At 59.8% G+C, this 19,837-nt stretch carries 21 protein-coding genes; 12 read left to right on the top strand and 9 right to left on the bottom strand.

The window, feature by feature from the left end:
* Positions 1-121 precede the first annotated feature (121 nt).
* A complete protein-coding gene (locus tag HY36_RS14670; protein WP_051602833.1) occupies positions 122-1,096 on the top strand; it encodes an endonuclease/exonuclease/phosphatase family protein in 975 nt (324 codons plus the stop codon).
* A gap of 105 nt (positions 1,097-1,201) precedes the next feature.
* A complete protein-coding gene (locus tag HY36_RS14665; RefSeq protein ID WP_155841960.1) occupies positions 1,202-3,316 on the top strand; it encodes a caspase family protein in 2,115 nt (704 codons plus the stop codon).
* Between the two features lie 115 nt (positions 3,317-3,431).
* Here the strand turns inward: HY36_RS14665 and HY36_RS14660 are convergent, their stop codons facing one another.
* Together HY36_RS14660 and HY36_RS14655 are read right to left on the bottom strand one after the other, a co-directional pair.
* Complete coding sequence (locus HY36_RS14660) at positions 3,432-4,046, bottom strand: hypothetical protein (RefSeq protein WP_199285772.1); 615 nt, start codon at positions 4,044-4,046, stop codon at positions 3,432-3,434.
* Positions 4,047-4,138: 92 nt separating this feature from the next.
* On the bottom strand, positions 4,139-4,975 hold the full coding sequence (locus tag HY36_RS14655) for an ABC transporter permease (RefSeq protein WP_035554374.1): 837 nt from the start codon (positions 4,973-4,975) through the stop codon (positions 4,139-4,141).
* Between the two features lie 275 nt (positions 4,976-5,250).
* On the opposite strand from HY36_RS14655, the gene HY36_RS14650 reads away from it, so the two are divergent.
* The 3 genes from HY36_RS14650 (at position 5,251) to HY36_RS18455 (ending at position 7,497) form a co-directional block, all read left to right on the top strand.
* Positions 5,251-5,778 (top strand): GcrA family cell cycle regulator, encoded by a 528-nt coding sequence (locus HY36_RS14650; protein WP_051602832.1) that lies wholly within the window; start codon positions 5,251-5,253, stop codon positions 5,776-5,778.
* Positions 5,779-5,895: 117 nt separating this feature from the next.
* A complete protein-coding gene (locus tag HY36_RS14645; RefSeq protein ID WP_035554371.1) occupies positions 5,896-7,236 on the top strand; it encodes an ATP-dependent DNA helicase in 1,341 nt (446 codons plus the stop codon).
* An 87-nt stretch (positions 7,237-7,323) separates the two neighbouring features.
* Positions 7,324-7,497 (top strand): hypothetical protein, encoded by a 174-nt coding sequence (locus HY36_RS18455; RefSeq protein ID WP_155841958.1) that lies wholly within the window; start codon positions 7,324-7,326, stop codon positions 7,495-7,497.
* Here the strand turns inward: HY36_RS18455 and HY36_RS14640 are convergent.
* The 5 genes from HY36_RS14640 to HY36_RS14620 form a co-directional block, all read right to left on the bottom strand.
* Positions 7,494-7,724, bottom strand: coding sequence for a hypothetical protein (locus HY36_RS14640; protein ID WP_051602831.1), 231 nt, complete (start codon positions 7,722-7,724; stop codon positions 7,494-7,496). The two genes, HY36_RS18455 and HY36_RS14640, sit on opposite strands and share 4 nt — an antisense overlap.
* An 84-nt stretch (positions 7,725-7,808) precedes the next feature.
* Positions 7,809-8,000: a hypothetical protein gene (locus HY36_RS14635; RefSeq protein WP_035554368.1), complete on the bottom strand. Its 192-nt coding sequence runs from the start codon at positions 7,998-8,000 to the stop codon at positions 7,809-7,811.
* Between the two features lie 165 nt (positions 8,001-8,165).
* Positions 8,166-8,621 (bottom strand): dUTP diphosphatase, encoded by a 456-nt coding sequence (dut, locus tag HY36_RS14630; RefSeq protein ID WP_035554366.1) that lies wholly within the window; start codon positions 8,619-8,621, stop codon positions 8,166-8,168.
* 56 nt (positions 8,622-8,677) lie between these two features.
* Positions 8,678-10,498 (bottom strand): hypothetical protein, encoded by a 1,821-nt coding sequence (locus tag HY36_RS18685; RefSeq protein ID WP_051602830.1) that lies wholly within the window; start codon positions 10,496-10,498, stop codon positions 8,678-8,680.
* Positions 10,499-10,566: 68 nt separating this feature from the next.
* Positions 10,567-11,445, bottom strand: coding sequence for a branched-chain amino acid aminotransferase (locus HY36_RS14620; RefSeq protein ID WP_035554365.1), 879 nt, complete (start codon positions 11,443-11,445; stop codon positions 10,567-10,569).
* Between the two features lie 56 nt (positions 11,446-11,501).
* Here HY36_RS14620 and HY36_RS14615 point away from each other — a divergent pair, with 56 nt between their 5' ends.
* Genes HY36_RS14615 through HY36_RS14600 form a run of 4 tightly spaced genes read left to right on the top strand, consistent with a single transcriptional unit; the run spans position 11,502 to position 15,527 of the window.
* Positions 11,502-11,969, top strand: a complete 468-nt coding sequence (locus HY36_RS14615) for a MarR family winged helix-turn-helix transcriptional regulator (RefSeq protein WP_035554363.1) — start codon at positions 11,502-11,504, stop codon at positions 11,967-11,969.
* Positions 11,966-12,649 (top strand): response regulator, encoded by a 684-nt coding sequence (locus HY36_RS14610; protein ID WP_035554362.1) that lies wholly within the window; start codon positions 11,966-11,968, stop codon positions 12,647-12,649. The genes HY36_RS14615 and HY36_RS14610 overlap by 4 nt, the downstream gene beginning before the upstream one ends.
* A gap of 4 nt (positions 12,650-12,653) precedes the next feature.
* On the top strand, positions 12,654-13,949 hold the full coding sequence (locus HY36_RS14605) for an ATP-binding protein (protein ID WP_162176005.1): 1,296 nt from the start codon (positions 12,654-12,656) through the stop codon (positions 13,947-13,949).
* 30 nt (positions 13,950-13,979) lie between these two features.
* Positions 13,980-15,527: a GNAT family N-acetyltransferase gene (locus HY36_RS14600; protein ID WP_035554358.1), complete on the top strand. Its 1,548-nt coding sequence runs from the start codon at positions 13,980-13,982 to the stop codon at positions 15,525-15,527.
* Here the strand turns inward: HY36_RS14600 and HY36_RS14595 are convergent.
* Together HY36_RS14595 and HY36_RS14590 are read right to left on the bottom strand one after the other, a co-directional pair.
* On the bottom strand, positions 15,524-16,213 hold the full coding sequence (locus tag HY36_RS14595; protein WP_035554355.1) for an SOS response-associated peptidase: 690 nt from the start codon (positions 16,211-16,213) through the stop codon (positions 15,524-15,526). The genes HY36_RS14600 and HY36_RS14595 overlap by 4 nt on opposite strands.
* Before the next feature lie 2 nt (positions 16,214-16,215).
* Positions 16,216-17,118: a GNAT family N-acetyltransferase gene (locus tag HY36_RS14590; protein WP_035554570.1), complete on the bottom strand. Its 903-nt coding sequence runs from the start codon at positions 17,116-17,118 to the stop codon at positions 16,216-16,218.
* Positions 17,119-17,359: 241 nt separating this feature from the next.
* Here HY36_RS14590 and HY36_RS14585 point away from each other — a divergent pair, with 241 nt between their 5' ends.
* From HY36_RS14585 to zapE, 3 genes are all read left to right on the top strand, one after another.
* Entirely contained in the window at positions 17,360-17,794 is a 435-nt protein-coding gene (locus HY36_RS14585; protein WP_035554354.1) for a response regulator transcription factor, read from the top strand.
* 101 nt (positions 17,795-17,895) lie between these two features.
* Positions 17,896-18,501, top strand: a complete 606-nt coding sequence (locus tag HY36_RS14580) for a rhomboid family intramembrane serine protease (protein ID WP_035554352.1) — start codon at positions 17,896-17,898, stop codon at positions 18,499-18,501.
* A 150-nt stretch (positions 18,502-18,651) separates the two neighbouring features.
* Positions 18,652-19,779 carry a cell division protein ZapE gene (gene zapE, locus HY36_RS14575; protein WP_035554349.1) on the top strand — a complete coding sequence of 376 codons (1,128 nt, stop codon included), beginning with the start codon at positions 18,652-18,654 and terminating at the stop codon, positions 19,777-19,779.
* Positions 19,780-19,837 lie beyond the last annotated feature (58 nt).

Raw genomic sequence — 19,837 nt, 5'->3', positions numbered from 1 at the left:
ACAGATCACACCTGCGTGATCTGCCCCCGGATCGTGCGGCGGGCACGCAACTCTCTTCCGGTCTCACGCGTAGATAGGGCAACACACCCCGTCACACGCCGCCCGGAAAGGCCCCTTCCCCATGCTCGCCCTGATCGAACCTGTCTTTGTGTTGATCGGCGTGTGGGGCCTGTTTGCCGCCATCGCGCCAAAGCTGCGCACCGAAATCTGGTGGATGCGCGTCTGGATTTATGGCCGCCTGCAAACCTGCCTCATCCTGCTCGCCGCGCTGCTGCTCTATCTGGCGCTGTATCCGGCAGGCGAGATCGGCAATGCCACCCTGCTGATGACCTATGCGGTCGCGCTGGTCATCTGTGCACTGGATATCTGGCCCTACCTGCCCGGTCGAAAACGCGAACTGCGCCGCGCCCGGCCGGGCATGCCGGGCACGCCGCTCTCCGTGCTGCTGATCAATGTGCTGCAGGAGAATGAAGACCATGCCGCCGTGCTGGCCCGCATCCGTGACAGTGAGGCCGATGTGGTCTTCCTCTCGGAAACCAATGCCCGCTGGCGAGAGGCCCTCTCTCCGCTGGAGGCAGATTATCCCCATACATACCTTCTCGACAAGGAAGCCCATAACGGCCTCCTCTTCTATTCGCGCTATCCCGTCAGCGAAGTGCAGGAACGGTATTTCTGTCAGGACCATGTCCCCTCCCTGACCGTGGACATGGATTTGGACGGCCGCGAAGTGCGCCTCTATTGCATCCACCCGCGCCCGCCCCGCCCGCGCGACGACACCCAGCACCTTGATGACGAGCTGATGATCGTCGCCGATGAACTGCGCGAGCAACACCGCCCCGCCATGGTGATCGGGGACTTCAACGAGGTCGGCTGGTCCTGGATGGTAAAGGAGTTCAAGCAACATGCCGGCCTCTGCGATCCGAAACGCGGACGCGGCCTCTACAATTCCTATGGCGCGCAAAACCCGTTTCTGGCCTGGCCGCTGGACCATGCCTTTGTCACGGATGATTTCAGATTGCTGGGCATCCACCGCCTGCGCCCCTGCGGATCAGATCATTATCCCATGCTGTACCGGTTCCAGCTGACGCCCGCCTGATCGCCCCGCCTGCGCCCTGCGCCACCCGGTTGAACCCGCATTCAATTGGCAGGCCATCCAATCCCGTGTAACTTCCTGTTAACCACAGGAACCAAGGGGATGGTGATGCGGATCAACTCATTCATGACAGGCCTCGGCGCAATTGTGCTGGCCGCGCTCCTCGCCGCCTGCAGCGCCCAATATGATGCGATGGATGAGCCCGCCGGCGCGCCACCCGAACCAGCGGTGGAAGCGCCTGAGCCCGCCCCGATCGACCAGGAGCCTGCCCCCCCGCCTCCGCCCGCACCTGCACCCGTTCAGGTCCAGCCCGAACCGCCCAGAGCGGCCGCCCCCGGCTCCAGCCCAAATCCCGGCCGCCCTGTCCGACCCGGCCGGGATCAACCTGATCCGGTTCGAGGCGACGACTATGCCGAAGAAGAGCCAGGTCTCGCGCTGGAGTTTGGCAGCGAGACAGATCTCGACGAACTGCGCGAGCTGCATGCCGACGACCCGGACATGCTGGAATGGCTCGACGCACTGGCCGAAGGCGGCGATCTGAGCGACCTCGAGACGGCCGCCGGCGCTGAGAATGTCGAAATATGCCAGGCGGAAATCTCTGCGCCGCGCACCCTGTTGATCACATGTGACAAGGGCGGCTCTGGCGAGTTCGAACAGGCAACCCATCGCATCCAGGGCAATTTGACGGAGACGCTGGACGCATTGGCCAAGGACCTTGCCGGCGAAGGCTTCGAAGCCGGACTGATGGACAAGCAGCTCTGTTTCTGGAGCGAGACCATCCAAATCGACGATTCTGCATTCGTCATGAATTGCCCGGAATGGGACTATCGCTATTCGGAACTGGCAGCCGAGTCCGCGAATGCGTTTGACAGTGGCCGGATCGCCCATCACGCACCAGAGCAGATGGTGCTGGGCCAGCCCTATTTCCTTGAAGTGGCCATTCAACCGATCCAGCGCGACACGAGCGAGGCAGAGATTGATGAATCTCTGCGCTCCATCATGGGCACAGGTCTCGCGCCTGACAGCACACAGGACGCACTGTCGCTGGAATTCGATACGGTGCGCGCCAGTGGCGTGATGATGGCATCCATCGTCGGCGACGGATATGACCTGACAGCGACAACGCCGGAGGAACAGCCGCTCATTCCGGGCGAGCCAACACTCTGGCAATGGAAAGTCGTTCCCACTCAGGAAGGCTCGCCAGACCTCACTTTCACAGTGTCCCAGCAGGTTGAGGTGAATGGCCAGAAGATGGCCAAGGCCGTGAAGACCATTCCGCTGTCAATCAAGGTCGTCTCGCTGGATACGCTTCTTGCCGATCCCGGCCCTGATCCGGATACGAGCATCAGCGCGCACAGATCCGTTGAAAGCGACAGCGATCCGGTTGCGCCCCTGACCAGCACATTGTCTGCCCCGCCGACGGGGGTAAGCGATGCGTCCGCGATGAGCGCGGCAGAAATCGCAAACGCTGCGAGCGGCTTGCTGCCGGATACGGAAATCGCTGGCTGCACATGGATCAACGGGCCGAACCCCGACCGGCAGGCCATGGTGCTCAGCAATCTGGCCTATTCGCCTCCCGTCAGTCGCCTCAGCGTGACGCATCAGGATGGCGACCGCATCACCGCCGCGCTGACGGATGTCGGCTTCTCGGTCCTGCAATGCGAAGACCTTGGCCAGCGACAAACGGTGCGCGCGCTCAGCCTTCTCGGGCGCATGGCGAAAGCCCGCAAGGATGCCGGTGCCTACCCGGTCACCTTCTTCTACTATTCCGGCCATGGCGTGAATGTTGAGGGCACGAACTTCATCTTGCCCACCGACATTCCGGGCGCCTCGCCGGAGGATATTCGTGACTTCGGCGTCAGCTTCGAACAGATCTTCAACCGCGTATCGACAACTGTTGCGCCGACTTCCTTCATCGTCTTTGATGCCTGCCGGACAGTCATGGATGATCAGAGCCGCGGCCTGATGCGCGCCTACAGTCCGGTCGGCTGGGCATCCGGCGTCTTCCAGGCGTTCGCCACGGAACCCGGCAAGACGGCGGCCGATGACGGCATCTATTCCGAAGAACTCGCCAATTTGATCAGCACGCTCGATGACCCGGCAAACGTCGTCTTCAAACGGGTCCAGGATGCGGTGGCTGCCCGCACAGGTCAGAAACAGCGACCGGTCTATACCGATGGCACCACGGGTGGCGACTTCTACTTCCTGCAGGACGACGAATAGCGACATCCGGCGACACTATGTGACGATCAGTGACAATACGCGACATAGCGCGCCAAACAGCGACGCCGCCGAGACAGGTCTTGGCGGCGTCATCATTTTGAGGCTGTCGCGCCGACTATGGGCTAACCGGCACAGGCTCTTTTGGCGCTTCTGGCTGAGGTGGCTGCGGCGGAATTTCGTTCTCGACCAGCGTATCTTCCGGCTCAGGGGCTGAGCCGGACACAGCACAGCAACGCACCTGCATCTCGAGCACACGGCTATTGAACCGGCACTGCTCGTCATTGATCTCACGCAGGATGGACATGCCCCCTGCCCGGTAGGTGTAGCGCGTCTGCGTACAGCTGGTCAGCGCATAGCCCGGCCGGCATGAACCCGTGTCAGAATTCTGGATGGTGCGCGTCTCGCACTGCACTTCCTTGCTGTTGGCTTCCTCTGCCATTGCGAGTGCTGCATCAGCCTGCGCCTGTGCGGCATCAGCGCTGGCCTGCGCACGCGCAGCGGCCTCGGTCGCATTATCGGCCATTGAACGGGCCTGTGAGAGGCGCATGTCCGTATCGGCAAGCGCGGTCGTGTTTCCGTCGATTTCCAGCTTCAGCTTGCAGACGGCCTCAGTGGCCTTGTCAGGATCCGCGCAATACTGCGCGACGGTCTGCTCCGCCGGTATCATCTGGCAACCTGCCAGCATCATGGCCGACAAGGCGGCCCCTGCGAGGATTTTTCCATTACCCATTATGGTCTCCATTTCTGGCCCCAGCCAATTTTGGCTTTATTCAAGGGGGGCAGAAGTGGAGCGTCAATGCCGCTCCCGCCTGAGGGGAGTCGCTATGCCTTGAGCTTGTACCCCGACCGGAACATGAGCCAGACAGCGAGGATGCCAGCGAGCGCCAACAATCCGGTTACCCAGACCCCCACAATGACAGAGCTGTTGGCAACCCCGAGGAAACCATAACGGAACCCGTCAATCATGTAGAAGAAGGGGTCCAGCAGCGCCATCGTGTAGAATGGCTCGGACATCACCTTGATGTCGTAAAAGGTGCCCGACAGAAAGGTGAGCGGGACGATCACGAAATTCGTCACGGCGGACAGATGATCGAATTTGTCGGCCCAGATGCCTCCAATGGCGCCCAGCGCGCCGAGGGCAATCGCGGATGTGATGCTGAACCAGAGGATCGGCCAGACATGAACGACGGTCAGGTCGGCCAGTCCGCTCAACTGGATGCCGATGGCCGAGATCAGGGCCACCAGAAGGCCGCGCACAACCGAGCCACCGATGAATCCGATGGTCAGTTCCATCGGCGACAATGGCGGCATCAGGAAGTCGACATAGGTGGAATTGAACTTCGCCTGCACCAGACTGGAACTCGTATTCTGAAAGGCATTCTGAAGGATCGCCATGACGATCAGGCCCGGCGCGAGGAACTCAATGTAGTTGAGCCCTTCAAAGTCACCCATCAGTCGACCGCGGTCACCGAACGCCAGCTTGAACACGGTCATGAACAAAAGCGTGGTCACGACAGGCGCAAACACGGTTTGCATCCACACTTTCAGAAAGCGGCCAATCTCACGCTTGAACAGGGTCCACAGGCCCAAACCGTTGAACTGGCCATATTGGCGAACCTGGCGGCGGGCGGAAGTCTGTTCGGTCGCAGTATCTGTCATGCGCGGTATTTAGGCGTCTTTGCCTGAGTCTGCGAGGGGCAAGACTCGGAAAAAGCACGCAAATTTCGATGCACAAACTTTGTCCACAGGCTGACGCAGTTAACCACAAGATGTAGAAAGCCTGTGGAAAGCCTTCTCAGCATGTTGTGTTTCGTTACGCTCCTGATACGATATCTAGGTGCTGAGCGGATGGCGCGTACCAAGCCATCTCAATATATTGGGGCTGATGGATCGAAAGTGTTAACGATCCTGATCCGAGCTGGGAGAGACCAACCATGTCCTGGACCGAAGAACGGGTAAGCGTGCTGAAGAAACTCTGGGCAGAGGGCCATTCAGCCTCTCAGATTGCCAAACAATTGGGGGGCGTCACCCGCAATGCGGTGATCGGCAAAGTCCACCGTCTGGGCCTGTCGGGTCGCGCAACACCGTCGCGCCCCGTCAAACGCCCGCCGCGCCTGGCCCGTCCAAAACCACGCGTGTTGCCAGACGGCAGCGTCAAGGTCGCGGCGCCGGCCGCACCGGAGACGCCGGAAGTGCGTCCCGCTGCTGAACGCACCGAAGTCATGGCTCCCCTGCCGCCGCTGCAACAGGCCGACGGCGAGCCAGCCTCCATCCTCACGCTGCGGGATTCCATGTGCAAATGGCCAATCGGTGATCCTGCGGATCCGAAATTCGCCTTCTGCGGCCGCAAGGCGGACTGCGGCCCATACTGCTCTGAGCATGCGAAAGTGGCGTTCCAGCCCGCGCGCAAGCGTGAGAGCCGCAAGGGCGCATATGATTATGTCCGCCGTATCGCTGGCTAAGCCCGGCACGCACCTTTATGGCTGACAGGAAGCCCCCGAAGTCATTCTTCGGGGGCTTTTCCTTTCCCGGCAGCGCTTGCCCTCGCCTTCCCTGTAAAACGCCGTTAAGCCAGAAACGTGACCACCGAGAACACTCCCGACTCCATCTATGCTGCGCCCGCCAAATGGGTCGCCTCCGGCACGGGCGCCCAAGGCAACCTGTTCCTCACTGGCCGGGCCGGAACGGGCAAGACCACAATGCTTCGCAAGTTTCTGGCTGGCGCTGGCGAAAAGGCCATCGTTCTGGCCCCGACCGGTGTGGCTGCGATGAACGCTGGCGGGCAGACCATCCATTCGTTTTTCAAATTCCCGCCACGCCTGATCGAACCGACTGACATCAAACGCCTGCGCTCAACCAGGCTGGTGAAAGCGATCGACACGATGATCATTGACGAGATCTCGATGGTTCGTTCGGACATGCTTGACGCCATAGACAAGAGCCTGAAGCTGAACCGCGCCTCTAAGCGCCCGTTTGGTGGCGTGCGCATGATCCTGTCGGGCGATCTTCACCAATTGCCCCCGGTTGTTTCCGGCCAAGAAACACCAATTCTCCGGGAGCGATATGGCGGTAGCTATTTCTTCAACGCCCCGGCCTTCAAGGACGCCGAATTCTCGCTATTGGCGTTGAAACATGTCTTCCGGCAGGCCGAACCCCGCTTCCTGGCTCTCCTTGGCGCGTTGCGCACGGGCCGCGTCACCCCGAATGATGAGGCGGTTCTGCGCGGTCTCGTCAGTTCGAAATCTGCTGTCGAGGCATCCGAAACCCATGTCGTGCTGACGCCGAACAACGCCAATGCCTACCGCATCAACCAAGCGAGGTTGGAGGGTCTGAACACACGCTCTCAAATTTTCGAAGCCGATGTGCAGGGGCAGTTCGAGGAGAAGGCCTTCCCGACCGAAGCCGACCTTGAACTGAAGGAAGGCGCGCGGGTCATGCTGATCAAGAATGATCCCGAAGGACGCTGGGTAAACGGTACGCTGGCAACGGTCGCGGGCTTTTCCGGCAGCCGCGTCATCGTGGAAATCGATGATCATGTCTATGAGATCGAGCCCACCGCGTGGGAGAAATACCGCTACGAACTGGACCCCGAAACCAAGAAGGTGAAACGTGAAGTTGTCGGCACCTTCAAGCAAATGCCGCTTCGGCTCGCCTATGCCGTTACCATCCACAAGGCGCAGGGCCTGACGCTGGACAAGGTGTTCATTGATTTCGACTCCGGCATGTTCGCGCATGGGCAGGCCTATGTCGCGTTTTCCCGCGCACGCTCACTGGATGGATTATCTATCAGCCGGGAATTACGCCCTCGGGACCTGGTCCTTGATCGCGACGCCTTCGCGTTCGGAAAACTCGACACGATTGAGGATACGGACGCTTACCTGCTCGCCAAGTTCGCGACAGCCGAAGACCAGTTGCTTTGACCGTCTGCATCATGGCCTGATCGTAATCCAATCCCCTAATGCGGCGTTAACGAAACGATCATAAAGCTGACGCATTGTTTCCGTGTGATGAGCATTCAGAAACCAACCGAAAGGGCGAGCGCCATGCAAGCCATCAACGAACGCCGTCAGCGCAGGGTCTTGCTCCGCTCCGATCTCGGCAGCTCGCCCACCAAAAAGACGCAAGCTCAGATTGCAGCCCAACGCCGCAAGATGCGCATTCCTGGCGGCGGCGGAAACTAGGCCAGTTTCCGGATTTCCTCTGACAGCTGACGCTCCTGATCGGTCACAATCTTTTCCAGGACGCGCACACGCTCTTTCAGGCGGTCGACCTCACCCAGAACCTTCTGAAAATCAGCATCTGACGCAATGTCTGACGCCGAATTTGCCTTCAGTTTCAGGTAATTGTTCACCACACCGGCACCGACCGAAATCAGCACAATAAGAACGACCATCAAGATCGGGTCCATTGGGGCACTCCTCTAAATGTCTTTTGAATACTAAGCATTGGGCAGGCCGTACAGGAGATATCTTCTCCCGCTGGTGCCCCTCCTTTACCTCAAACCGTCAATCTCGCGGCGCAGGCGACGGTCGCGGTCAAGAATGATGGCCTCCAGCGTCCTGACCCGTTCGGCCAGTTCACCAATGCGATCATCTTCCGCACGTGCCTGTGGCGCGTTCGAGCGCCCCGACCGGGCGACCATGATGATCACGAGGACAAACAGGATAAAAGCGAAGAATGACACGGTTTGGGCTCCTTTTCTGACTCAGCAATCTTGTCGAAAGCCAGTCGTTTGGAGCTCCCCCGTTTATTGGATGGATCCGCAATTCGCCGGATGCACCGCTCTCCTGAACTTATCGATATTCAATATGTAAGGAGCGATGAATGCTTGTTCAAGAAGAAACCGGATTTATTTGCCAGTTGACCCAAAGCCGCCTTCGCCGCGCTCGGTTTCGTCAAGCGCGTCCACCTCTTCCCACGCCAACTGCGTTACAGGGGCAAGCACCAATTGGGCAATCCGTTCCCCGCGATTGATGGTGAAGGCAGACTGGCCGAGGTTTATGAGGATCACTTTGATCTCGCCGCGATAGTCGCTGTCGATCGTACCAGGCGTGTTCAGGCAGGTCAGGCCATGCTTGGCGGCTAGCCCTGAACGGGGGCGCACCTGGATCTCGTAGCCCTGCGGAATGGCGACTGACAGGCCGGTCGGGATCATGGCCCGCTCACCCGCCTGCAACAGGATCGGGTCATCTTCCGGCACGGCTGCGCGCACATCCATTCCGGCCGATCCGACCGTTTCATAAGTGGGCAATTCCAGCCCTTCAAAATGCGCCAGCGGGCGGACAGAGACGGTAACTTTCTTCATGAATTCAGCCGTTGGCGGAGTCGCACATCTGAGTCAAGCCGATAGACCTTCAGGCCCTATTCCTCGTCATTGTGGGCGTCAAAGACCTCGTCTTCCCAATCCATCTTGTCGCCGCGCATCAATTGGTCATGCTGGCGTTCAGACTCGGGCTTGCGATCCATGAAGATTGTGTTGTCTATCCCGTCCAGCATGTACTTCTGAACGCCGTCATTGCGCTTCAGGAAGCTTTCAAAGGCGGTGTCGTTGGGGAGGGTTGAGCGGAGCTGGGTGTCGTAGGCGCCGTCGAGGCGGCTCTGCTCGTCGCGGTCTAGCCCGGCATTGGCGGCATCCTGATAAGCCTCGCGGGTCGCCTCAAGGTCGCACTTCGCCTTAATGCGTTGTTCTTCCGTCAGTTTATGACACATCAGGGCGCTGAGGGCCCCGCCTCCGCCCCCCATTGCCGGGGGTGGCAGGGCAAATTCTATGCCGGGAATACTTGGCGCAGGCCGTCGCCCCGTGTCGCGCGGTGTCGCGAAAGGTCGCGCACTTGTCGCCGGTTGTCGCACAGGTGGCGCGATTGTCTGCAATATGTCGTCGGCTGGCGCAGGTACCGGGGCTGCCTCCGGCGCAGGCTCCGGCAGGATGATCGCCTCCTCGGGGTCCGGCTCAGGCGACTCAACATCCGGCAGGTCGACCTCGGGCGGAGCCTCCTCGGCGGGGGCCGGCTCTGGTTCAATTTCAGGTTCCAGCTCTTCCGGCGGCGCATCCTCGACAGGCTCCTCAACTGGCACCACAGGAGGTTCGGGATCAGGCTCCGGTTCTGGGGCCGGTTCAATCTCCAACTCCGGTGCGATGGGCAGGTCTTCTTCAGGCGGGTCGGACTCCGGCTCGACGGGGATCGGCTGTTCTTCTGGGAGATCTTCGGGCTCTTCCTCGGGAAGCGTCTCCGGCAGATCCTCCACCGGCATTTCCGGCGGCAGTTCGGGCAGCTCATCCGGAAGGGGCTCGGTCTCCAGGTCCGGTTCCGCATCCTCGACCGGCGTTTCGAGCGTGTCGGGAAGGTCTTCTGGCAACTCCTCGATTTCTGGCAAGGCAGGCTCTTCCGGCGCCTCTTCTACCGGAAGTCCGGGGCTTGGCTCCGGCAGGGTCTCCTCCTCCACCGCGATGGGGAGAGGTTCGGGCTCCGGGACTGGATCCTCGATCACGATTTCCGTTGGCGTTTCGACAGGCGGCAACGGCTCATCAGCAACCTGCTCGATTTCCGGCAATGGTTCCGGATCCGGCAGCGGAATCGGCTCCGGTTCAGGTTCGGGAATCTCAACCGGCTCGATGACGGGTTCAGGTTCCGGAGTCGGCGGTAATTCGGGCTCTGGCTCTGGCTCTGGCTCTGGCTCTGGCTCTGGCTCTGGCTCTGGCTCTGGCTCTGGCTCTGGCTCTGGCTCTGGCTCTGGCTCTGGCTCTGGCTCTGGCTCTGGCTCTGGCTCTGGCTCTGGCTCTGGCTCTGGCTCTGGCTCTGGCTCTGGCTCTGGCTCTGGCTCTGGCTCTGGCTCTGGCTCTGGCTCTGGCTCTGGCTCTGGCTCTGGCTCTGGCTCTGGCTCTGGCTCTGGCTCTGGCTCTGGCTCTGGCTCTGGCTCTGGCTCTGGCTCTGGCTCTGGCTCTGGCTCTGGCTCTGGCTCTGGCTCTGGCTCTGGCTCTGGCTCTGGCTCTGGCTCTGGCTCTGGCAGGAGTATTGTCGGCAACTCGACGATGTCCACCTCAAAAACTTCAGGCGGCGGCGCGGGTTGCAGTTTATGTCCGAAGGCAAGCGCGAACAGGAACAGCATCAGGCCATTGAGACCCAATGATCCCGCCACATAGGGCAGTCGTTCCCGTGCGAATTGTTTCCAGGCTCCCCCCATGGGTGAAAGCCCTACCAGCCAGCCCTTCAGGGCCTCAGTTACTTTTCGTACAGCTTGCGCTGGCGCCCTTATAGCGCCAGCTCCAGCTTGCCGTTCACCAGGGCTGTATAATCATTGACCAGAGTCTCGGAGATCTGGCCCGGTTTGAACACATGCTCGCCGATCTCTGCGACAGGCGTGATTTCCGCTGCGCTGCCCGTGATGAAGCATTCGCTGAAGGTCGATAGCTCGTCCGGGAAGATGGCCCGTTCGATCACTTCAATACCGCGTTCCTTCGCCAGCTTGATCGTCGTCTGACGGGTCAGGCCGTTCAGGAAGCAATCGGGTGTCGGTGTATGCAGGGCGCCGTCGCGGACGAAGAAGATGTTCGCGCCGGTCGCTTCGGCAATCTGCCCGCGATAGTCCAGCATGAGGGCGTCGGCGTAGCCATCACGCTCAGCGGCGTGCTTGGACAGGGTGCAGATCATGTAGAGGCCCGCAGCCTTTGCGTGGCATGGCGCGGTTTCCGGCGCCGGGCGACGCCATTTGGCGTGCGTCAGACGAATACCTTTCATCTTGTCCGCAAAGTAATCGCCCCAATGCCAGACGGCGACCGCCAGATGAATCGTGTTGTTCTGAGCCGAAACGCCCATCATTTCAGACCCGCGCCAGGCAACAGCGCGGACGTAGGCGCTTTCCAGACCGGATTTCGCCAGCGCTTCGGTTTTGGCCTGCTCCAGCTGTTCAACCGAGAACGGGATTTCGAACCCCATGATCTCAGCGGAATTGTGAAGACGTTTGGAATGGTCGAGGGAGCGGAAGATCTTGCCGCCATAGGCGCGCTCGCCTTCAAATACCGAAGAGGCGTAGTGCAGGGCGTGGGTCAGCACATGAACTTTCGTGTCCCGCCACGGCACGAATTCGCCATCCATCCAGATATAACCGTCGCGATCGTCATATGCAGACATAATAGTTCAGCGCTCCTCGCTTGCACTTATAGCATTTTTTGCGTTCATTTCAGAACATGGCCCCTGACGTCAACCTGAATAGACCGTTCGATCCGCGCCTTTTCCTTATGGATCAGGAGCTTGACCGCGGCGTGGGACTCTTGCTGGCCGGCAGTGCGGAATTGATGAGAGCCGCAGAAGAGGCGCGACACAAGGCTGGGCTGAGCAAGCCAGAGCTGCAAATTCTCATGGCTATACGCTACGCGCCCGGCCAGACGGTGGGCGATTTGCGGGATTCCCTGAGCATGACGGTGCCGACTTTCGCCCGTATCATTGGCGAACTCGACAAGCGCGGACTGATCGAACGCGAGCGAGAACAAGCCAGCGACAAGCGCCGCCGGACGCTCACCCTGTCGGACGTCGGCACCACGCTGACCACGCAGATCACCATTGTGTTGCGAGAACGACTGCGACTGGCCTATCGCGCCGCAGGCCCGGATGCGGTTGAAGGTGCTCGCAAGGTTCTGGATTCGCTCACACGATGACTCAAGATGTCGCCCATATTCTCGTTGTCGATGATGACGACCGGATTCGCGATCTGTTGAAGCGCTACCTGACGCGTGAAGGCTACCGCGTGACATCTGCGCCTGACGCTGCCGGCGCGCGCAAGATGATGGAGGCGATGGAATTCGATCTTGCCGTGCTGGACATCATGATGCCGGGCGAAGATGGCCTCTCCCTGCTGAAATCCATGCGCGAAGGTCGCAACCGCGAGACTCCGGTCATGCTGCTGACCGCGAAGGGCGAGGCCTCCAGTCGGATCGAAGGACTGAAGCATGGCGCCGATGATTATCTGGCCAAACCCTTCGAACCCGAGGAATTATCCCTGCGCTGTGCAGCCATCCTGCGGCGCTCTCACAAGGCAGAGCCCCCTGCCGAGGTCGAAATGTCAGGCCTGATCTTCAATGCAGAGCGCGGCGAACTGAAGGAAGGCGACAAGCGTATCCGGCTGACGGAAGCCGAACTGCAATTGTTGACCGTGCTGGCCGGCAGCCCCGGCGAACCCGTCAGCCGCGAACAATTGGCGTCGCTGACCTCCGCCGGCATGGAACGCTCTGTCGATGTTCAGGTCACGCGCCTGCGCCGGAAGATCGAACCCAATCCCCGCGAACCGATACATTTGCAGACTGTGCGCGGTATCGGGTATCGCCTGATGCCGGACTGAGATGATGTTTCGCCTGAGGGATATCACACCGCGCGGTTTGTATGCCCGCAGCATGCTGATGGTCATTACGCCTGTCGTGCTGATCCTGTCACTGATGACCTGGTATTATTACGACAGCCACATTGCCGAGGTGAACCGCAAGCTAGCCCAGTCTATCGCGCGGGATGCCAGCCTGATCCAGGCCTATTGTGATCGCCGCGAAGACTCGCCTTCGGTTCATCGCACCATTGATGAACGGCTGGACCTGACCTTTACCTGCAAAAGCCCGGAACAGGCGCTGGCATCGTCCAGCTATCTGGACCGGTTTGCCTATAGCAGCACGCTGGACAATGAACTGGAGACGCGGTTGGGCGTGCCGGTGGAGACGGCGCTCAATCCACGAGACTCCATGCTGCACCTGCGTTTCGCGTCCGGGCCGCGCACAGTGGAGATCATTGTCGAGCGAAAGCGCGTATTCGTCGCCAATGCACACATCTTTATTGTCTGGGTGATCCTGTTCTCCCTGTTCATGATCGCACTGGCGATTGCGTTCCTGAACCAGCAGGTCCGGTCCATCCTGCGCCTGTCGAAAGCCGCGCGCGCGTTTGGCCGGGGGCGCGACGCTCCCGACTTCCGGCCTTCGGGGGCCAATGAGGTGCGCGAAGCGGCGCGCGCCGTAATCGACATGAAGAACCGTCTGACCGCTTTTACCGAACAACGCACGGCGATGCTGGCGGGCGTCAGTCATGATTTGCGCACCCCCCTCACCCGGTTGAAACTGGCCCTTGCCATGATGGAGGAGACTGACGACATCAGGGCGGCGCGCTCGGACCTCGATGACATGTCGATGATGCTGGACGAATACCTGACCTTTGCGCGCGGCGAGGAAGGCGACGAGGCAAGCGATCTCGACTTGTCTGAGCTGGTGCGGGAGGCCGCCGCTGGCTTTGGACCGCATATCATTGTGAACGGTCCGGATGAGATTGCGGTCAATGGACGTCCGCTCGCCATCAAGCGGGCGGTCAGCAATCTGATCTCGAACGCCATGAAATTTGCCACCGATGTGCAGATCACACTTGTGGACGGTCCGCATGCGGCTGATATACATGTCGACGACAATGGACCGGGCATACCGCCAGAGCGCCGGGAGGACGCTTTCAGGCCGTTCATGCGGCTGGACGAGGCCCGAACCCAGAACACGCCGGGCACAGGGCTCGGCCTGACACTCGCCCGGGATACGGCGCGCGCACATGGCGGTGACCTCCGCCTCAGCGACAGCCCCCTTGGCGGCCTCAGGGCCAGCCTGCGCCTGCCGCATTGAACCATATCCCTCCAGAGGCATTTCTTCGCCATGAGCAATAGCAAAGCCAAGCTGATCATCCGCAATGCGACGCCGGATGACATTCCGGGCCTGCAGGCCCTTTCCGCAAAAGTCTATGGGGAGGGCGAGGAGTATTCCCGCGACCACCTCATGGCGCAGATCAACCGCTTTCCCGACGGCCAGTTCGTGGCCGAGTATGAAGGCACGATTGTCGGCCATTGCGCGACCTTCATGATCGCCTCCGAGCACGCCTTCGGGCCACACACCTGGATGCAGATCACCGGCGGCGGCTATGCTGCGCGGCATGATCCTGAAGGGGATGTGCTCTACGGCATGGATGTGGCGGTCGACCCCAACTATCGCCGCCTGCGCATTGGGCAGCGCTTCTACAAGGCACGCCGCGAATTGTGTCAGTGGCTGGAGCTGAAAGGCATTGTCTTCGCTGGCCGCATGCCCGGCTATGCGCGCAAGGCGAAGCAGTATCCCAGACCGGAAGATTATGTGAAGGCCGTGCGGGAGTCCAAACTGCGCGACCCGGTCATCACCTTCCAGCTGAACCAGGGATACGAGCCGCTCGGCGTGCTACGCCACTATTTGCCGGAAGACACGGATTCCATGGGACATGCCACGCACATGTTCTGGGAGAACCCGCTGGCGCAGGAGAAGATCCAGACCAATACGAGTTTTGGCGACACATCGCTGCCCGAAAGCGTCCGTATCGCGACCGTGCAATGGCAGATGCGCCGCATCACCTCCATCGACGAGTTCGAAAGCCAATTGGAATACTGGGTGGACATCGCGTCCGACTACAAGAGCGATTTCGTCGTGTTCCCGGAAATGGTGACGTTGCAATTGCTGTCGCTTGCTGAACGCCCGCTGGGGCCCATCGACGCCATCGCTCAGATATCGGAATACACGCCGCGCTTTGTTGAATTCATGGAGAAGCTGGCTGTCTCCTACAATATCAACATTATCGGCGGCACCCATCCGAGCCAGATGGAGAACGGCGAGATCCTGAATGTGGCGCATGTCTTCCTGCGCGATGGATCCGTTCACACTCAACAGAAGTTGCACCCCACCCCATCGGAACGCCATTGGTGGAACATCCAGGGCGGACGCGGCAATTCCGTCATCCAGACAGACTGCGGCCCAATCGGCGTGATGATCTGCTATGACAGCGAGTTCCCCGAAATTGCGCGTCACCTGGTCGACCAGGGCGCGCTGATGTTGTTCGTGCCCTTCTGCACGGACGAGCGCCGCGGCTATATGCGTGTACGGTATTGCTGTCAGGCGCGAGCCGTCGAGAATCAGTGCTATGTCACCATGTCGGGCGTCGTCGGCAATCTGCCAAACGTCGAGAACATGGATATTCATTATGCGGAGAGCTGCATTCTGACACCATCTGACTTCCCGTTCTCGCGCGACGGCGTGGCGGCAGACACTGCGCCGAACACCGAAACGATTGCGCTGGCAGATCTGTCGATTTCCGACCTGCTGACAGCTCGCCAGTCGGGTGCGGTGCAGAATTTGAAGGATCGACGGCTCGACCTGTATCAGGTGGCCTGGAAGAAGAACTAGGCCTCTTCGATCAGTTGCGGCCCCTGATTGCGGACATTGCCGACTGCCGGATTGACCGGCCATGCGTGCATGTCCGCCGTCGGGAATGGTTCGTAGAGATGCTCGACCTTGCGATTGTCCGCGTCCAGCCATGTCCGATAGTCTGACGGATGGAGGATCACCGGCATACGCGTGTGCAGCCCTGCCATGAGGTCATTTGGCTTTGTCGTCAGGATGGTGAATGTGTCGATCTCCGATCCGTCGATCATGGCCCGGTCCCACAATCCGGCAAAACAGAACCAGCGACGATTGCGCAAGCCGATCGCATAAGGTTGTTTCTTCCCTTTCGGCCCCGTCCATTCGTAAAAGCCGCTCGCCGGAATCAGGCAGCGATGATGCCGAAACGGGCCACGAAATGTGTTGGAAGCTTCCAACCCTTCGCTGCGCGCATTGAAGGTGGAGAATTTCTTTTCACTGAGTGGTTTCTTCCACCAACTGGGCACAAGCCCCCACATCGCTGGCGCCATCTGGATCGCATGGCGGGGAACATCCTCCCCTTCCGGGGCCATGCGTATGATGGGGGCATATTGTGTGGGCGCAATATTGTAGGCCGGCTCTGGCGGCTGAATACCATTTGGATGGATCAGGTTCAGCGCGTTGTGGTATTCCTCCCACGAAACCCCATGACGGAAAAAGCGACCACACATGGCTAAGGCCGGAACACAGCAGTGTTGTCGCGCCCGAGATCGTAGGCGACGTGGTGTTTCAGTTTCTCGGTCAACTCGTTCACGTCGCCCTGCAATTGATCCGGCTGAATCATCTGGCCGAATGTCATCCGTACATTGGCGCCGCGCTTGTTCAGCAATTCGTGGAACAGGGTTATGTCACGCAATTCGCCATTCAGCTCGCTGAAAAAGTAGAACAGCCAGGAATTCCACGCATCGAGATTGAGCGGCAGGATCGGTGCGTTCTGCTTGCGGGCGAGCCCGACCACGGTGGAAAACCACTCCTTCTCGACGAGTCGGCCATCCTCCTTCTTCGCCAGACGGCCTGACGGAAAGATCACCACACACTTCTCCTCGGAGAATGCTTGCCCCGCCCGCTTAAGGGTCTCGCGTGTCTTGGCCGGAGTACGCTTTTCCGCCACCCACTCCACCGGGATGATGACATCCTGGAAACGCGGATTGACCCGGATGGCATCTGCATTTGCGAAGAAGATGATGTCCTGACGGATCTGTTTGAGCAAATCCCACACGGCCACCCCATCGGCCAGACCGGTTGGATGATTGGCCGCGATAATAACACGCCCGGATTCAGGCAGACGCTCCAGCCCCTCAATGTCGAGCGAGAAATCGAGCTGCGCTGACAGATGATCGAATGAGTCCCGGCCATTGAGCTGCATGATCGTATCCGCCATCTCGCGCGCGCGACTGTATCCCAGCATCTTGTAAAGAACGGGGCGGACAAGCGGCCAGCTCCAGCTTGAGCGAAGTTGCGGGCAGCGTTCCTCGATCAACGTATCAACGATATGCTGGTCATTATTTTTTTCTGCGTCCAGAAACGCAGACGCCCGCAAGGCGGGTGTTTTCGCTGTCAGGCTCTCGTCACTCATGGTGTCACGGCCACTCCAATCTCCCTTTAGATACATAGGGGTTCGGGCGATTCCCTGAAAGCGTGAAACGCATGAGACAGAGGCGGGAAGCTTACCGCTCAGCTGCCGCACTCTGTTGAAAAATAAACACTTCGGAAAGTTTCGCTTTACCAAGACGTAAGAGCCACGTGCCATTGTGAACGCAACAGGGGGGTTGGCTTAAGCCTTTCCTTCGCGGGCAAATTAATCGGGATACGAGTAGATGAAAGTTCTTTGGGTTGAAGATCACGAGCCAGTTCGAGACATGCTGGCAATTGCTGCGGACAAGGCAGCTCGTTCTCGTGTCCAGATCGACCTCGTCATGGCGCCAACCCTGATGCTCGCAGAGTCCCGCCTTCGCCTTGAGCGCTTTGATCTTGTCGTGCTTGACCTTGGCCTGCCAGACTCCTTCGACCCTGACATGACGATTGCCCGGGTGGCCAATATGGGCAAATACCGGATCGCTGTCGTGTCCTCCATGGATGTGCGTGACCAGGCCGTCGAATCCGCGCTTCGCTGCGGCGCAAACATCCATCCCGAGGCGATCTTCAAGGCCAACCTGCCCTTCAACCGTTTCATCCAGCGCCCGGATGCCTTCGAAGACTTCCTGATGGACCTGATGCCAGCCGCCGAGACCGCCGCCGTCCGCGCCGCCTAAATCTGTCGGGCGCTTGCGAAGCGCCCCTTCCCCTTGCTAAGCCGCTTGGACACGTCCGGGCGGCTTTTTTGCTGGCGGCATAACAGGAGAGCAGCCAGACGATGATGGAATTCCCGGTAACGATTAGCCTGATCGTGGCAAATGTGCTGGTCAGCCTGATCGGCCTCTCAAATCGCGACTTCTTCACTGACAACAGCTTCTGGATCGCCCCGATCCGGGACGGGCGGCAATGGTGGCGGTTCGTGACGTCAGCCTTTCTGCACGTGAACCTGACTCACCTGCTGATCAATATGTACGTTCTGTGGGAATTTGGCCGCGTTCTGGAGCGCAGCCTCGGCGCGACAACATTCCTGATCATCTATGGGGGCTCGCTGCTTGGCGGAAACTTGTGGGAGTATTTCGACAAGAAGGACCAGCCGGACTATCGGGCCGTTGGAGCGTCGGGCGCGACGTCCGGCGTCATCCTGTCGTTCAGCGTGCTCGCCCCTTTCGCATTGCTCGGCCTGTTCTTCATCATTCCGATGTGGGCAATCGTGGCCGCCGCCTTGTTCATCTCCGTCAGTTTCTTCCTGTCCCGCCGTCCGAACACGATGATTGCGCACGGCGCGCATTTGGGCGGCGCACTGGCCGGGGCTGCACTGACTTTCCTGCTGGTTCCGGGATCCTGGTCTCGCCTGATCACACAAGTGGCAGAGAGACTGGGCTGACCCCCCAGCGGCCAGCACGGTGACGCAGTGCCATACTCTCTCAGCGGAACGCATTTCCAATAATCGAGTTGACTGTATAAGTTTCACCAGCAGCCTGAAGCCGTCTAGACGGTGCCGGGCAAGTTTCCACTCCTGCATGGGCGTCTCTGAATGGGCTATGTGATTGAGCGCTACGAGGCGCGGATCAATGACGGACAATTGATGCCGGACCCGGTGCAGGCCGAAGCCGCCACTGCGCTGGATGATCTTGCCCATCGACTGGCGAACCGGAAGACCGGTGGATGGTTTTCAAAGGCAGAGAGCGTGACGGGCCTTTACATGTGGGGCGGCGTAGGGCGCGGCAAATCCATGCTGATGGATCTGTTCTTCGAGCATGCACCGGTCGAAGCCCGCCGCCGGGTTCACTTCCATGAGTTCATGGCCGAAGTTCATGACCGGCTGGATGCATGGCGCAAGCTTTCCGAAGATGAACGCAAGCGGTCCGAGTGGCGTGTGAAGGGAGCTGGCGACGACCCGATCGCGCCAGTGGCGAAACAGATCGCCTCCGAGGCGAACCTGCTCTGTTTCGATGAGTTCCAGGTAACCCAGATTGCTGACGCCATGGTGCTTGCCCGGTTGTTCGAGGCCCTCTTCGAGCGCCATGTCACCGTCGTTGCAACATCAAACCGTCACCCCAACGATCTCTACAAGGATGGCATCAACCGTCCCCTCTTCCTGCCCTTCATCGAGCACCTGAAGGCCAATTGCGACGTGATGGAACTGGCCTCCGAGCGGGACTATCGACTGGACCGTCTGATTGAGGCGCCGGTCTGGTACGCGCCTCTGGGCGGAGAATCCGAGAGGGCTCTGGATCAGGCCTGGGACCGGCTGACCCTGGGCGCTGAGCCGCAGCATTGTGTGCTGACGGTCAAGGGCCGCAAATTGGAGGTCCACCGCGAAGCTGCCGGCGTTGCGCGGTTCACGTTCGAGGAGCTTTGCGCCCGTCCGCTTGGGTCGCGGGACTATCTTGCCATTGCTGCAAATTTCAACACCGTCATTCTATCCGGCATTCCGACGCTCGGACCAGAAAACCGCAATGAGGCAGCCCGGTTCGTGTCGCTCATTGATGCGTTTTACGAGGCGAAGGTCAAACTCGTGGCCAGCGCCGCCGCTGAACCGGAAGAACTCTACCCCGAAGGCGACGGCAGCTTTGAATTCGAACGCACCGTCAGCCGACTTCATGAAATGCGGTCAACGGATTACCTGGCCGAAGAACGAATTGAGATCGAGGCGGAATAGAACCAGCGGAGAGCTGGATGCCTCGCCTTTCAACGACCCATGTATGATGCCCGTTGAA

The sequence above is a fragment of the Hyphomonas atlantica corrig. genome, assembly GCF_000682715.1.
Lineage (GTDB): Bacteria > Pseudomonadota > Alphaproteobacteria > Caulobacterales > Hyphomonadaceae > Hyphomonas > Hyphomonas atlantica.
Note: the sequence above shows the minus strand (reverse complement) of the source record. Positions and strands in the feature narration are given on the sequence as shown.

What these genes read in the sequence shown, in the direction of transcription:
- HY36_RS14660 (WP_199285772.1), bottom strand. Translation starts at nt 4,046, where the DNA reads ATGGGTAATGGAAAAATCCTCGCAGGGGCCGCCTTGTCGGCCATGATG.
- HY36_RS14590 (WP_035554570.1), bottom strand. Translation starts at nt 17,118, where the DNA reads ATGAGTGACGAGAGCCTGACAGCGAAAACACCCGCCTTGCGGGCGTCT.
- HY36_RS14665 (WP_155841960.1), top strand. Translation starts at nt 1,202, where the DNA reads ATGCGGATCAACTCATTCATGACAGGCCTCGGCGCAATTGTGCTGGCC.
- HY36_RS14670 (WP_051602833.1), top strand. Translation starts at nt 122, where the DNA reads ATGCTCGCCCTGATCGAACCTGTCTTTGTGTTGATCGGCGTGTGGGGC.
- dut (WP_035554366.1), bottom strand. Translation starts at nt 8,621, where the DNA reads ATGAAGAAAGTTACCGTCTCTGTCCGCCCGCTGGCGCATTTTGAAGGG.
- HY36_RS14600 (WP_035554358.1), top strand. Translation starts at nt 13,980, where the DNA reads ATGAGCAATAGCAAAGCCAAGCTGATCATCCGCAATGCGACGCCGGAT.
- HY36_RS14585 (WP_035554354.1), top strand. Translation starts at nt 17,360, where the DNA reads ATGAAAGTTCTTTGGGTTGAAGATCACGAGCCAGTTCGAGACATGCTG.
- HY36_RS18455 (WP_155841958.1), top strand. Translation starts at nt 7,324, where the DNA reads ATGAGCATTCAGAAACCAACCGAAAGGGCGAGCGCCATGCAAGCCATC.
- zapE (WP_035554349.1), top strand. Translation starts at nt 18,652, where the DNA reads ATGGGCTATGTGATTGAGCGCTACGAGGCGCGGATCAATGACGGACAA.
- HY36_RS14640 (WP_051602831.1), bottom strand. Translation starts at nt 7,724, where the DNA reads ATGGACCCGATCTTGATGGTCGTTCTTATTGTGCTGATTTCGGTCGGT.
- HY36_RS14595 (WP_035554355.1), bottom strand. Translation starts at nt 16,213, where the DNA reads ATGTGTGGTCGCTTTTTCCGTCATGGGGTTTCGTGGGAGGAATACCAC.
- HY36_RS18685 (WP_051602830.1), bottom strand. Translation starts at nt 10,498, where the DNA reads ATGGGGGGAGCCTGGAAACAATTCGCACGGGAACGACTGCCCTATGTG.
- HY36_RS14615 (WP_035554363.1), top strand. Translation starts at nt 11,502, where the DNA reads ATGGCCCCTGACGTCAACCTGAATAGACCGTTCGATCCGCGCCTTTTC.
- HY36_RS14605 (WP_162176005.1), top strand. Translation starts at nt 12,654, where the DNA reads ATGTTTCGCCTGAGGGATATCACACCGCGCGGTTTGTATGCCCGCAGC.
- HY36_RS14620 (WP_035554365.1), bottom strand. Translation starts at nt 11,445, where the DNA reads ATGTCTGCATATGACGATCGCGACGGTTATATCTGGATGGATGGCGAA.
- HY36_RS14655 (WP_035554374.1), bottom strand. Translation starts at nt 4,975, where the DNA reads ATGACAGATACTGCGACCGAACAGACTTCCGCCCGCCGCCAGGTTCGC.
- HY36_RS14610 (WP_035554362.1), top strand. Translation starts at nt 11,966, where the DNA reads ATGACTCAAGATGTCGCCCATATTCTCGTTGTCGATGATGACGACCGG.
- HY36_RS14580 (WP_035554352.1), top strand. Translation starts at nt 17,896, where the DNA reads ATGATGGAATTCCCGGTAACGATTAGCCTGATCGTGGCAAATGTGCTG.
- HY36_RS14650 (WP_051602832.1), top strand. Translation starts at nt 5,251, where the DNA reads ATGTCCTGGACCGAAGAACGGGTAAGCGTGCTGAAGAAACTCTGGGCA.